The sequence below is a fragment of the Selenomonas sp. oral taxon 136 genome, assembly GCF_001554015.1.
Taxonomy (GTDB): Bacteria; Bacillota; Negativicutes; order Selenomonadales; family Selenomonadaceae; genus Centipeda; species Centipeda felix.
Window position 1 is genome coordinate 778,484 of record NZ_CP014239.1, and the last position, 12,646, is coordinate 791,129.

The following is a 12,646-nucleotide window of genomic DNA, read 5'->3' on the forward strand; positions in this document are numbered from 1 at the left end:
TCTCAAGCACCAAACAGATCGCTATGGGTACCCGTTCGTGCAAGCGTCAACATCAGCATAGTATCTTCAACACGATAGATGAGCAGCCAATCGGGCTGAATGTGGCATTCACGATAACCACGCCATCGACCGAGCAGAGCATGATCTCTATTCCTATCTGGAAGAAGCTCTCCGCGAGCCAAGCTGCGAATCACATCATCAAGAAGCTCTATGGGTAGACGGCGTTTCATCGCCGCCTTATAGTCTTTCTTAAACTGACTTGTCCATACGACATCGAGGTTCTTCATGCTTTGAGTACCCTCAACGCTTCCTCAACATCGGAGTATCGCTTGACTGATGGATCGTGCAAAAGATGTTCTGCTTCCATCAGTGCTGCGGAAGTTTCATTGTTCGGAACATCCATACGTACCTCGAACGGAAATCCTCCGACACGAAGTGACTGACGAAGAAATACATTGATTGCTGTCGTCAGATCCACGCCAAGTTCACCATACAGCGCCTCGCTCCGTTCTTTCACATCACGATCTAGAGAAACATTGACATCCATAACAACAGCCATTGTCCACACTCCTTTACAGATAGATCGTCTTGAGCAGATGCGTGCCCGTCGCCGTCTTGAATACGTGGTCGCGGAAGTTGCGTATCGCCGCAGCCCCCATGTGGCTCTCGTCGGCGTTGACGAGAAAGTCCGCCTCAAGGAGGATCTGATAGTCGCGCCCGTCCACATCGTTATACGTATGGTGGTGGCTGACGAGGTAGACGAGGCGCTCCGCCATCCCCGCAGGGAGTTCGATGTCCTTGAGGAACTCCTCCGTCAGAGGGCCGCCCTCCTCCTCCTGATGATTGCCGTTCGTGTTGCCGTATTTCTCGCGGCAGAGCGGACAGGCGATGTCGTGCAGGATCGCGGCGATCTCCACGGTCTCCTGCTCCGTCGGCGTAAGATTCTCCGCGACGCCGATCGTGCGGGCAAAGGCATAGACCTTCATAAAGTGTGCTATATCGTGCAGATTGCCCTCCGAGTAAGCAATCATTTTCTGCATGACATCGTTTACTGTCTTGTTCCCCATGTCTCATATATCTCCCATAAATTCTGAACGCCGTGCGTCCCATACGCACGGCGTTACACCAGCTTGAAATACTTCAGCTGCCGATAGAGTGAGTAGATCGCGGCTGGAAAGCCGAGGAGGATGCCCGTGATGGTGCAGACGCGCCCCGTCCCGAGAAAATCATCGGCGCATTGGCCGAGAAAGAGGAAGATGCCGAGAAAGACGACAAAGTAGATGCCGACCCCCGAGAGCAGTCCAAAGGCGCGCATGGCCTCTGCCATCCCCGACGGCATTGGCTTCTTTTCCTGCATCGGTGTCCCCTCCTCTCCCACACCGAGCCGTCACGCGCCGCGAAAGGGCTCCGGCGGCGTGTGGATGTGTCCCGCGTGGTAGAGAACTGCCTCGATGATGCGGCGTGCCGCCTCCCCATCGCCGTAGGGATTGACTGCCTCCGCCATTGCCGCGTATGCCGCTTGATCGGTGAGGAGACTCTTGGTCTCGGCGTAGACGCGCTCCTGCGCCGTGCCGATGAGATGCACCGTGCCCGCCGTCACCGCCTCGGGGCGTTCCGTCGTGTCGCGCAGGACGAGGACAGGCTTGCCGAGCGCAGGTGCCTCCTCCTGAATCCCGCCCGAGTCCGTAAGCACGATGTCCACACGTGCCATGAGATTGGCGAACGGTTCGTACTCCAGTGGGTCGATGAGGTGAACGTGCGCCAGCCCGCCCAGCTCCTCACGTACGATCTCGCGTACCTTCGGATTGCGGTGTACGGGGAAGATGACCTCCACGTCCCCCATCTCGTCCACGATATCGTGAATGGCACGGTAGACGTGGCGCATCGGCTCGCCGAGGTTCTCGCGGCGATGCGTCGTCACGAGGAGGACGCGGTGGTGCTCAAAGTCCACCTGCGAAAGCTCCGGCGGGAGGACGTAGTTGGGGCGTACGGTATGATGCAGCGCGTCGATGACGGTATTGCCCGTGACGAAGATGCGCCGCTCGGGCACGCCCTCTGCCGCTAGATTATCGTGTGCCGTCGGCGTCGGGGCAAAGTGCAGGGTCGCGATGCCGCCCGTCAGGCGACGGTTCATCTCCTCGGGGAATGGGGAGTAGATGTCGTGCGTCCGCAGTCCCGCCTCAACGTGTCCGACGGGGATCTGATGATAGAACGCGGCGAGTGCCCCCGCAAAGGTCGTCGTCGTATCGCCGTGGACGAGGACGAGGTCGGGGCGATCCTTCTGGAACACCTCGTTGATGCCCTGCATTGCACGCGTGGTGATGTCAAAGAGTGTCTGTCCCGCCGCCATGATGTTGAGATCGTAGTCGGGGACGATGTGAAAGAGATGGAGCACCTGATCGAGCATCTCCCGATGCTGTGCCGTCACGAGCGTCTGTGTCTCAATCTCCTCTGGATGGCGCGCCAGCTCCATGACGACAGGCGCCATCTTGATCGCCTCCGGGCGCGTCCCAAAGATCGACATGACTTTGATTTTGCCGGTCATTCTCCTCTGCTCCTCTCTGCGAATAGCAGCATGTATATAAAACTGTCGTATGTGCCCCCGTGAACGCCTCGTTCCGCATGTGATCGTGCGCTTGTACGCTGAAATACCGACGAACTTCTTAAACGCGCTTCGCTTGAACGAAAGAAGTCCGTCGGAGCGTACCGCGCACTTTACTCACATGCTTCACTAAGGTTCACTGGGGGACACATAGCTCTCTTTTCTCTTACACGCTATTTCTGCGGCGCATCCATGCCGAGGATGCCCAGCTTGCGCGCGCCGACGAATACCGCCGCTGCGACGAGCAGTATGATGAGTGCCGCCGCTTGGATGCTGACCGCCGTCAGAGCGAGTGCACACAGGCCGAACAGCGCGCTGACGACATACATGAGCAGCACCGCCTGTTTCTGACTGAACCCGTGTGCGAGAAGGCGGTGGTGCAGATGTCCCTTGTCGGGCTTGAAGATCGGGCGGTGGTTGCGCGCGCGCCGGACGATGGCAAACGTCGTGTCGAGGATCGGCAGGCCGAGCGCGAGAATCGGCACGATGAGGGCGATGGTCGCCGCGCTCTTGACCGCACCGACGACGGAGATGCCCGCGAGCATGAAGCCGAGGAACATACTCCCCGTGTCGCCCATAAAGATGCGCGCAGGGTTGAAGTTGTAGTAGAGGAAGCCTATCGCAGCCCCCGCGAGCGCAATGGTGACCATGGCGACGGGCGGTATGCCCTCCTCCATGGCAACGAGGAAGATCGTCAGCGCGGCGATGGAGGAGACCCCCGCCGCCAACCCGTCCAGCCCGTCGATGAGATTGACCGTATTCGTCAGCCCGACGATCCAGAAAATCGTTGCCGGGATCGCAAGGAACTCAAGGTAGATATAGTCGCCGAGCGGGTCGGTGATGACGTCGATGCGCACATCGAATCCGATAACGACCACGGCCGCCGCAATGATCTGCCCGAGCAGCTTCACCTTTGCCGGCAGGTCGCAGTAGTCGTCGATGATGCCGATGGCGACGATGATCGTGCCGCCGACCATGAGTCCGATGAGACTCGTCATGTACTCGGGCGCGAGGTCAACGAAGGTGAGCTGGACAAGAATCGACACCATGAACGCCGCATAGATGCCGATGCCGCCGATGCGCGGGATGGGGCGCACGTGCACCTTGCGCGCGTCGGGCTTGTCGAGTGCCCCCGTGCGGCGCGCAAAGGCGATCACAGCGGGGGTCAACAGGAGTGCCACGCCGAGCGCGACCAGAAAGGCTAAGACATTATCGGGCATGAATGATTGCTCTCCTTAAAGATGTATATAGTTTCATCTTACTTTATTGCGACACTTCTGTCAAATATTGCTGTGCAAGTATCACGGCGACGAAATCGTCCACCGGCACGGGCGGCACAAGCATCCCGCGCGGCATGAGCCGACGCCAGCCGCGCGGCGGGTGCGCCGTCCAGTAGGCCGCCTTTGCCGCGTCCGTCGTACGATACTCATCGACGAGAGTGACCTCCGTGCCGAGTTCCTCAATGCGAGCCCTTGCCGCTGCACTCGTCGTCCCGTTGCCCATGATCACCGTCGGTGCGTACGTATGGATGAGACGCACCGCCGTCGCTGTGAGCTGCGTCGTCGGCACAACCTCCTGCAGGAGCACTGTGCCGTCTGCCGCGAGGACAGCGACGCCACATTTCTCTCGCCCGGGATCAACGGCGAGAACTGCGCCGCTCAACTGCCGCTCTCACTTTCGACCTTGAAGCGCAGGCGCAGGGGCCCCATCGCATCCGTATCAGCCGCCGCGTAGGCGGAGAGAACGACGTTCCCCGTATGCGCCATCAGCTCCTGCACGAGGCCATAGAACTCCGCCCCCTCGATCACGCCGACCGTCCCGCGGATCGGATCGGGGAGAATCCCCTTTGCCGACGCCGCCTCGTTCACATCGCGCAGGAAGGAGACGACCGCCTGCTCCGCGGCTGGTCCCTGTCCCTCCGGTGCGTAGACACGCGCGGCGATCAGCTCACCGCCGCGATAGATGATGCGGTTCGGGTACAGCTGGATGGTCGCGCGGATCTCGTCGCCGCGCACGAGATTGCCCGCCGCGACGATGCGCACGACCATGTCCACGGGGCTGTGCATGATGGTCTGAACCGCCGACTCATACTCCGGCCCGTAGATCCATATATCCTGATCCGTGTGGTTCTCGCCGAGGCGGGTCGAGGCGTTGCGCGTGCCGAGCTGCGCGATGCCCTCCAGCCCGCGCTCCACCTCGTCACGCGTCAGCCCCGCGGGAATCGTTCCGCTCGCGATAATCTCCCCCGCCTGATAGACGATGTTGCCCTCGCGCAGGTTCACGATGTTCTCGCGCAGGACATTGGCACGCACGCCGAGCTCGTCGATGTCCGTCAGGAGCTTGGCGTTCTCGCCCGAGAGCCGCCCGTTGAGCGAGATCAGCCCTTCCTTTTCCATCATGAGCGCACGGTTGCCCGCCGAGAGGCGATCCGACTCTGCGCGCAGATCGTCCTGTTCACTGCGCAATCCGGCGATCTCCTCCTCGGACTTCACGAGTTCCGCATCCGCCTGCTGCTTTGCATCCTCCGCCGAGGTGAGTGCCGATGCCGTCGCATCGAGTGCCGCACGCGTGTCCGCGATCATGGCGTTCAGCCGATCCATGCCAAAGAGCGCTGTCCGCACATTCTCCGATGCCGCCGCGAGGATGCCGAAGGTCACCATCGTGATGCAGACGCCCGTAAAGATCGTGACGACCACCGCCGTATGGCGCGGGCGCAGCCCAAAGAGCGTAAGTTTTTTCTTTCCGATGCGCGTGCCGAGCCGGTCGCCGATGACAGCGATGACGCCGCCGACGACAGCGAGCACGAGAATCAGCGTAACACCGTACATGACGTCACCTCCTTCATGCGTCAGGCAAGAGCAGCAGCAAACCTCAGCGCGATGCGCGCCGCAGGAGGATGATGCCCGCGATGATGCCGACGATGTTTGGAATCCATACGGCAAGCATCGGCGGAAGCACCTCGCCGCGTGCAAAGGCATTTCCCATGGTCATCAGCGCGTAGTAGATAAAGATGATGATGACGCTCATCGCAAATCCTGCCGAGGACGAGTTGCGCGTCGGCTGGAGCCCGAGCGGCACGCCGATCAGCGTAAAGATCAGGCTCGCCATGGGGACGGAGACGCGCTGATAGAGCTCCGCCTCGAGCTTGCTCGTGTTGACATACTGCGTCTGCATGAGCGCGATCTGATGGCGCAGCTCGCGCATCGTCATTTCCTCGGGGGATTTCTGCTCACGGATGATCTGGCGTGGATCCTTCTCCACGGGGAGCACCTGTGTCTCAAAACGCATCCGCCGCTCGAGATGTTCATCTGCGATGTCGTAGACATCCCCCTTGTGCATGATCCACTCGCTGCCCGTCCACTCAGCGTACTCGGCATTCTCGACGTGCGAGACCTTGCCGTCCGCGCCGAAGATCTGCAGGCTGACCCCCGTCAGCTGCTGCTGTTCGGCATTGTAGGAGCGCGCGTAGACGAGACGCTTGATCTGCCCGCCCTCGATCTCCTTGATGATGACGTGCTCCTGCGACTTCATGCCCGAGTTGCCCTCGATCTCGTAGTAGATCACGTTGCGGTACGCCGTATTCGCGCGTGGAACGACGTGCTCGTTGAAGAGGATCGCGCCGACGCTCACGAGAAAGCCAAGCAAAATCGCGGGCGCAGCAATACGGCCGAAGCCGATGCCGCAGGACTTCATTGCCGTGAGCTCGCTCGACGAGGAGAGCCGGCCAAACGTCAGAAGACTTGCGAGGAGCATCGACATTGGGAACGTCCACATGACGACCCCGGGCAGACTAAACACGAATATCTTTATGACGGACGGCAGGGATGCCCCATAGTCCGTGATGTACTGTGCAATGCGAAAAAGCGTGCCCGAGCCGATGAAAACTGCCGAGAACGCACAGATGGCAAAGAGAAAGGACAGAAAGACCTCACGAAATATATACTTGTCAAGAATGCGGATTTTCAGATGCATACGCTCCCCTTTGTTGATGCAGAATTGCATTCTATTTATTCTATCATTTTCGAGCGTTCTTGACAAGGAGACAAAAGAGGGACTGCCGCACGTGGCAAATTGCAAGTTTAATTGTCGCAAGGTCTCGTTAAACTTTTAGCGGTTCATTGTAAAATGAAATCGGACACATAAAAAAGTAGAACATACAGAATCAATCTGGTAAAATATCTTTGCACAAACACTACCAGGAGGTTCTGTATGTCCCACACTCATTCTACCACAAAACGCCGCACATTCAAGCACTTAAACGCCTATCAGCGCGGGCAGATCGAAGCGATGCTGCGTCTCGGTGTCCCCAAGGTGAAAATCGCCAAAGACCTTGGCATCGCCCGCTCCACCTTATACGAGGAAATAAAGCGCGGCACGGCAGCGCAGAAGCGTTCCGATTGGACGTACTATGAGCAGTATTTTGCACAGTCCGGTCAAATGCGCTATGAGCGCAATCGTGAGAACTCCGGAAAACCGTCCAAATTTAATGCTGCACAGGACTTCATCCGGTATGTAGAAAACGCCATTCTCAAAGACAAACACTCTCCTGATGCAATCTGCGGGCGTGCCAAGCGTATGAATCTGTTCGAGGTGTCTGTCTGCACAAAGACCATCTACAACTACATTGCGATGGGGCTGCTCAAGGTCAAAAACATCGACCTGCGACAGAAGGTACGCCGTCGTAAGCGCAAAGAGAAAAAGAACCATGACGACGGCAGGACGCTCGGTGAGAGTATTGACTGCCGTGACCCTCTTGTTGACGAACGCTCCACCTTTGGGAATTGGGAACTTGACACCATCGTCGGGAAAAAGGGAACGGATCCTGTTCTGCTTGCCGCAGATGAACGTAAGAAGCGAAAGAGACACCTTATAAAGATTCGTGCAAAGACCGCAGAGGCAGTTGCCGAGGGGATTGCCAAACTAAGAGAGCTCTATGGGGCACAATTTTCACAGGTATTTCGTACGATCACCTGCGACAATGGGAGCGAGTTCGCTCGTCTGCAAGAAGCTGTTCCAGAGGCGAAGGTGTACTATGCTCATCCTTACGCACCTTGGGAACGTGGAACGAACGAGAAGCAGAATGCCCTCGTTCGGTATTTCATTCCGAAGGGCATGGATATGACGAACTTGAGCGAGGAAGAAGTGCAGCGCGTAGAGGATTGGATCAATTCACTGCCACGTAAAATTCTAGGTTATGAGACGCCACAAGAGCGCTTCGATGCCGCGCTAAAAAATCTTCACCCATAATTTTTGATTCTGTTATGCTCTACTGTCCGATTTGATATTGCAATTTAGGAAAAGAAAAGAACCCATAAAAAGGCGTAACAATCTGTTTATTTTCGATAAAAAAACGCTCTACAGCAGTCTCCCTTTCTGCTATAGAGCATTTGTTTTATTTTATAAAGTCAACAGGCGCCGACCATGCGCCGTACCATCAGACAAATACAGATCGATCATTTCCCCATCCTCCGTGCATGCGAAGTCTAGTCGTGTGATTATAATTACATTATATACATGTTTTATCACACGTCAATCTGTACGTTCAAAATTCCTGTCGGATGCCCGTATAGAAGGCGCGGCGTTGGTGGTCGTTCACCGCATTCCACTCGCCGAAGAGGTAGGTGCCGCCGCTGAGCTGATACTGACTGCGCAGGCGGACGGTGAGGTCGTTCGGGTTATAGGCATCGGCGGAGAATTTGAATTTATCCCCCGCGTAGGCGTCGACACCGACACCTGCGGCGCCGCCGATCACGCCCGCACGCGCACCGAACGCGCTGCCGCGCTTTCCGATCTGGGCGCTCACCTTATCCCCGCCGCCGATGTCGTCCACACCGAAGGAGGCGTACATGCCCTGCTGCTCACCGACATCGAGGTTGAAATTCGTCCGCCAGTCGTCAGCCTTGCCGCTATACATAATGTCCACCTTCGGTGTGACCTTGATGCTGCTAAGCCGTCCCATCAGCCCACCCGCCTTGTCCGTCATCGTGCGTGCGTTGTGAATGAGGGTTCGTGCATCCTCCTGCGTCTGCGGGTCGCCTGCCACCGCCTCGATGCCCGCGGCGATGCGTGCGATGCGCCCCGAGGCATCGGTAATGTTCGCGAGCGTCTGGCGCAGGTTCTCCGCCGTCGCGGGGTCTGCTCCGACGCTCTCAAGGTTCGCCATGATGCGCTCGACGCTCGCCGTGCTCTGCGCAAGGTTCGCTGTCATGGTGTTCATGTTCACGAGGATGCCGCGCAGGTCGCCGCGATTCTCCGCCGCCATCTGCTCCAGCGTCGCCGTGAGCCCGTCGAGGTTCGCCGTGATGTGCTCCATGTTGACGGCGAGCTGCACGACGGAGGTTTGGAAGCCCGGCGCGCCCACGATGGCGTTGACGGAGGTGAGCATCTCCTGCACAAGGACGATCATCTTGTTCAGCTCAACGAACATCGTGTCCATCCCCATCTCATCCGTGCCGTAGAGATAGTCGCCGTTTGCGTATGTGTCGCTGTTTCCGTTCGGCGTGATGATAATGAATTTATCCCCCATGATGCCGGGCTGCCCGATGGTGACGGCAGAGCCGCGCGGGATCTTCACCCCACGCTCTATGATCATGGAGACGGTGACGCCCGTCCCGTCGCTCACAACGTCCTGCACGTGCCCGACGGGCACGCCCGAGAGGAGCACCTGCGCCTCCGGATTCAGCCCGACGGCGCGGTGAAATCCTGCGTACAGCGTGTAGTCGCGGCTGCTGCCGAGGCGCAGTCCGCCGAAGAATACGACGACAGCAATCAGGAGGATCACGCCTCCGAGGGTAAACGCCCCCACCTTTGCCTCTGCACTCATGCTCCTGCCTCCTTGCGGTGATGCATCGTACGGAAAAATGCCTGTACGCGCTCGTCTTTGATGTCCTGAAAACGCTCCGTCGTGTCCACGGCAATGAGTGCCCCGTCGTAGATCATGGCAATGCGGTCGGCGATACGGCACGCACTTGCCATGTCGTGCGTGACGACGACGGAGGTCACGCCGAGTTTTTTCTGCATACTGATGATGAGTTCGTCGATCTTCGCCGTCATGATGGGGTCGAGCCCCGAACTCGGCTCGTCATAGAAGATGATGGAGGGGTCGGTCGCAATCGCACGCGCGAGTCCGACGCGTTTTTTCATGCCGCCCGAAAGTTCCTGCGGCATCATCTCTGCCGCATCGGGCAGTCCGACGAGGGCGAGTTTCTCCGCGACGATGCTGCGGATCTCGGCGTCGCTCTTATCCGTGTGCTCACGCAGCCCGAAGGCGACGTTCTCACCGACGCTCATCGAGTCAAAGAGGGCGGAGTACTGGAACACCATGCCCATGCGCAGGCGCACGCGGTCGAGCGCCGCCTCATCCATCGCGGCGATATCGTCCGCGCCGATATAGATCGCCCCACTCGTCGGGCGGTCAAGGCCGATCATCAGCCGCAGGAGGGTCGATTTGCCCGAGCCCGAGCCGCCGATGATGGCGAGCGTCTCCCCCTCGTTGATCGTGAGCGTGATGTCCTTCAGGGCTTCCTTTGTCCCAAAGCGCTTGGTGACGTGTTCAAGTCGTATCATTGCGCCACCGCCTTGTCAAAAGAGGAAGAACGTCAGCACGGCGTTCAGGATAAAGATCACGATGATGGAGGTAACGACGGTCTGCATCGTCGCCGTACCGACGCCCTCCGCCCCGCTCGGCGCGTGGAGGCCATAGTAACAGCCGAGGACGGCGATAACATTGCCGAAGAAAATCGCCTTGATGAGTCCGCCGGTCATGTCGTAGAGGAGCGCGTACTGCGTGATGGAGTGCAGGAAGGTGTAGCCCGAGATGCCCGAGTAGTACACCGCCGTGAAGTAGCCGCCGAGAACGCCGATCACGTCGCCAAAGACGGTGAGGATCGGCACGACGACCATGCACGCGAGCATGCGCGGGACGATGAGGTAGTTCACAGGGCTGACCGCCATGACGCGCAGGGCATCGATCTGCTCCGTGACCTTCATCGTCGAGACCTCCGCCGTAATCGCTGCGCCCACGCGCCCCGCGCAGACGACACCGACGAGGACGGGGCCCAGCTCGCGCCCGATGCCGATCGCAATGACCGCGCCAATCGTGCTCTGCGCACCGTAGCGGATGAACTCATGGGCGATCTGCAGGGTAAGCACGATACCCGTAAAGAGGAGTGTCAGTCCGACGATGAGGAGGGAGTCCGCGCCGAGATGCGCCATCTGGTAGACGATGCTCCGCACGCGCAGACGGCGTGTCACCTGCCGCATCGTCTCCCCGTACAGGAGCGCGATGCGTCCGATATTCGCGAGATGCGTGAGGACGAACGCCCCGACGGATTCCAATACGTGCTGCACAGCGTTCCTCCTCTCATGTCAATGTTGCTATTCTCCGCCACAAAGGACGGTGGTGCAATGTTCCTAAGCGACCCCTAGTGGCGCAAGTGGAGGAAGTGCGTGTTCTGCCCCCTGCGGATTGCGTCGTTCAAGCGAAGCGCGTTTCGCAATGCGCAGGTATTTAGGGAAGCACTGATAAATTCGGTACGATCATCTTGACGCATCTTTTTCGCCCGCTTTTCGTTAGCAAATCCTCCACATAGCTCTTGCTATGCGTCCGGTTTGCTGCCTCAATCGGACAAAAAATCTACGCCAATCTGGCATACCTCATTTTATCAGCGATTCCCTAGGCAGATAAGCGCACGACCACTTGCAAACGAGGCGTTCGCGCGGAACATTGCACCGTGTCACAAGACGATACGCGCCACCGCCCTTAAAACCTCTCCGCTTCCGCGCGCGCAAGCGCATCGCACCGCTCGTTGCGCGGATTGCCCGCATGCCCCTTGACCCAGTGGAACTGCACCTGCCGCGCGGCAAACGCCGCATCGAGCTGCACCCAGAGATCCTGATTCAGCACGGGCTCACCGTCCGCCTTCTTCCACCCGCGCTTCTTCCACGCGGGCAGCCAAAACTTTGTAAAGGCGTTCTTAAGATACTGACTGTCCGTGTAGAGCGCAACGCGCGCCCCCTCCGGCACGGCGCTGAGTGCCATCAGTGCCGCCGTCAGCTCCATGCGGTTGTTCGTCGTCTCGGGGTCGCCGCCGCTCTTCTCCTCGACCGCACCCGTCGCCGCCGTCTCGATCACGGCAGCCCAGCCGCCCGCACCGCCCGGATTGCGAAGGCATGAGCCGTCCGTGTGGATGATGTAGTCCGCATCAGGGGCAGAAGGCTCTATCGTCGTCGCAGCGGAACGGGGCTGCTCCGTCCGTGCGTCCGCACCGCCAAGCCATGCCCGCGCCTCATCCTCCGTCATAAAACCCTTGTAGACGGCTCCCTGAAAGCCCTTTACCTGTGCCGCGCACTCCGCCCAGACGGTGAAGAGCCCCGTTTTGTGCCCGCGCTTCACCGCATAAAATTTCTTTGCCATCAGTAGGTGTACCGATAGCCGATCGAGATGCCGACCCCGTTATAGCCGGGGTTTTTTGTACGCTGCCCGTTGGACACGTGATGTCCGAGATAGGCGATGCTGAGCGCATTCCGATCGTTGAAATTATACGTGAGGCGTGGGCCGATGCGCCACATGAAGTCATAGTTCCGCGTGTGTGCGGGATGCACCTTGTTGTAGACCATGAGTCCGCCCGTAAGGTCGAGAGAGACCTCCCATTTTTTCCCGAGAGGCTTCGTCCAGCGCACCATATAGGATGGGCCGACGCCGACCGCCCCCGAGTCAAGGCGCACATCCGGCGCATCCTTCTCCGCCCACGAGCCGACGGGGCGCGTGACGGTCAGTCCCCAGTGGAGCGACATCCCGTGCATCTCCTTGTACTGGCGGAATACATGCAGATTATAGAGATTGATATAGCGGCGCTCGCCGCGATGCTGGAAATAGTCCGCCTGAATCTCCGCCCGGCGGTTCTTCTCCTCGCTTGTCCCCATGTGCATCTGCTGCAGCGGGGTCTTTACCGTCTCCTGCGCGGCCGTCTGCGACGGTGCGGCACTGGCGGCACTCATCAGGCAAAGTACCCCTGCCGTCAGGAGTGCGGCTGCATACATCTT

General features: G+C 58.9%; 16 protein-coding genes. 1 reads left to right on the forward strand and 15 read right to left on the reverse strand.

The features are described from left to right. Positions 1 to 2 precede the first annotated feature (2 nt). The 9 genes from AXE86_RS03565 to AXE86_RS03605 form a co-directional block, all read right to left on the reverse strand. Positions 3 to 287 (reverse strand): type II toxin-antitoxin system YafQ family toxin, encoded by a 285-nt coding sequence (locus AXE86_RS03565; protein ID WP_061944757.1) that lies wholly within the window; start codon positions 285 to 287, stop codon positions 3 to 5. Further along, on the reverse strand, positions 284 to 559 hold the full coding sequence (locus AXE86_RS03570; protein WP_009753065.1) for a type II toxin-antitoxin system RelB/DinJ family antitoxin: 276 nt from the start codon (positions 557 to 559) through the stop codon (positions 284 to 286). Before AXE86_RS03570 ends, AXE86_RS03565 begins: the two co-directional genes overlap by 4 nt. A 13-nt stretch (positions 560 to 572) precedes the next feature. Beyond that, positions 573 to 1,067, reverse strand: coding sequence for an HD domain-containing protein (locus tag AXE86_RS03575; protein ID WP_061944760.1), 495 nt, complete (start codon positions 1,065 to 1,067; stop codon positions 573 to 575). Between the two features lie 53 nt (positions 1,068 to 1,120). Continuing rightward, positions 1,121 to 1,357: an AtpZ/AtpI family protein gene (locus tag AXE86_RS03580; protein ID WP_009753067.1), complete on the reverse strand. Its 237-nt coding sequence runs from the start codon at positions 1,355 to 1,357 to the stop codon at positions 1,121 to 1,123. 30 nt (positions 1,358 to 1,387) lie between these two features. After that, positions 1,388 to 2,545: a non-hydrolyzing UDP-N-acetylglucosamine 2-epimerase gene (gene wecB / locus AXE86_RS03585; RefSeq protein WP_061944762.1), complete on the reverse strand. Its 1,158-nt coding sequence runs from the start codon at positions 2,543 to 2,545 to the stop codon at positions 1,388 to 1,390. Positions 2,546 to 2,775: 230 nt separating this feature from the next. After that, complete coding sequence (locus AXE86_RS03590; RefSeq protein WP_009753069.1) at positions 2,776 to 3,822, reverse strand: MraY family glycosyltransferase; 1,047 nt, start codon at positions 3,820 to 3,822, stop codon at positions 2,776 to 2,778. Between the two features lie 43 nt (positions 3,823 to 3,865). Next, positions 3,866 to 4,264, reverse strand: a complete 399-nt coding sequence (locus tag AXE86_RS03595) for a hypothetical protein (RefSeq protein ID WP_061944765.1) — start codon at positions 4,262 to 4,264, stop codon at positions 3,866 to 3,868. Beyond that, positions 4,261 to 5,430 carry a DUF3084 domain-containing protein gene (locus AXE86_RS03600; protein ID WP_061944768.1) on the reverse strand — a complete coding sequence of 390 codons (1,170 nt, stop codon included), beginning with the start codon at positions 5,428 to 5,430 and terminating at the stop codon, positions 4,261 to 4,263. Before AXE86_RS03600 ends, AXE86_RS03595 begins: the two co-directional genes overlap by 4 nt. A gap of 43 nt (positions 5,431 to 5,473) precedes the next feature. Next, on the reverse strand, positions 5,474 to 6,574 hold the full coding sequence (locus AXE86_RS03605) for an LptF/LptG family permease (protein WP_061946928.1): 1,101 nt from the start codon (positions 6,572 to 6,574) through the stop codon (positions 5,474 to 5,476). 237 nt (positions 6,575 to 6,811) lie between these two features. Here AXE86_RS03605 and AXE86_RS03610 point away from each other — a divergent pair, with 237 nt between their 5' ends. Then, entirely contained in the window at positions 6,812 to 7,849 is a 1,038-nt protein-coding gene (locus AXE86_RS03610; protein WP_061944771.1) for an IS30 family transposase, read from the forward strand. A 295-nt stretch (positions 7,850 to 8,144) separates the two neighbouring features. On the opposite strand, the gene AXE86_RS03615 is transcribed toward AXE86_RS03610, so the two are convergent. The 6 genes from AXE86_RS03615 to AXE86_RS03635 form a co-directional block, all read right to left on the reverse strand. Further along, positions 8,145 to 9,425 carry an MlaD family protein gene (locus AXE86_RS03615; RefSeq protein WP_061944774.1) on the reverse strand — a complete coding sequence of 427 codons (1,281 nt, stop codon included), beginning with the start codon at positions 9,423 to 9,425 and terminating at the stop codon, positions 8,145 to 8,147. Beyond that, positions 9,422 to 10,168 (reverse strand): ABC transporter ATP-binding protein, encoded by a 747-nt coding sequence (locus tag AXE86_RS03620; RefSeq protein WP_009753076.1) that lies wholly within the window; start codon positions 10,166 to 10,168, stop codon positions 9,422 to 9,424. Before AXE86_RS03620 ends, AXE86_RS03615 begins: the two co-directional genes overlap by 4 nt. A gap of 15 nt (positions 10,169 to 10,183) precedes the next feature. Then, entirely contained in the window at positions 10,184 to 10,951 is a 768-nt protein-coding gene (locus AXE86_RS03625; RefSeq protein WP_061944777.1) for an MlaE family ABC transporter permease, read from the reverse strand. Positions 10,952 to 11,111: 160 nt separating this feature from the next. After that, positions 11,112 to 11,237 (reverse strand): secretion protein HlyD, encoded by a 126-nt coding sequence (locus AXE86_RS13085; protein WP_071884740.1) that lies wholly within the window; start codon positions 11,235 to 11,237, stop codon positions 11,112 to 11,114. A 126-nt stretch (positions 11,238 to 11,363) separates the two neighbouring features. Next, positions 11,364 to 12,017 (reverse strand): ribonuclease HI, encoded by a 654-nt coding sequence (gene rnhA / locus AXE86_RS03630; protein WP_061944780.1) that lies wholly within the window; start codon positions 12,015 to 12,017, stop codon positions 11,364 to 11,366. Beyond that, positions 12,017 to 12,643 carry an acyloxyacyl hydrolase gene (locus AXE86_RS03635; protein ID WP_009753079.1) on the reverse strand — a complete coding sequence of 209 codons (627 nt, stop codon included), beginning with the start codon at positions 12,641 to 12,643 and terminating at the stop codon, positions 12,017 to 12,019. The genes rnhA and AXE86_RS03635 overlap by 1 nt, the downstream gene beginning before the upstream one ends. Between the last annotated feature and the right edge of the window lie 3 nt (positions 12,644 to 12,646).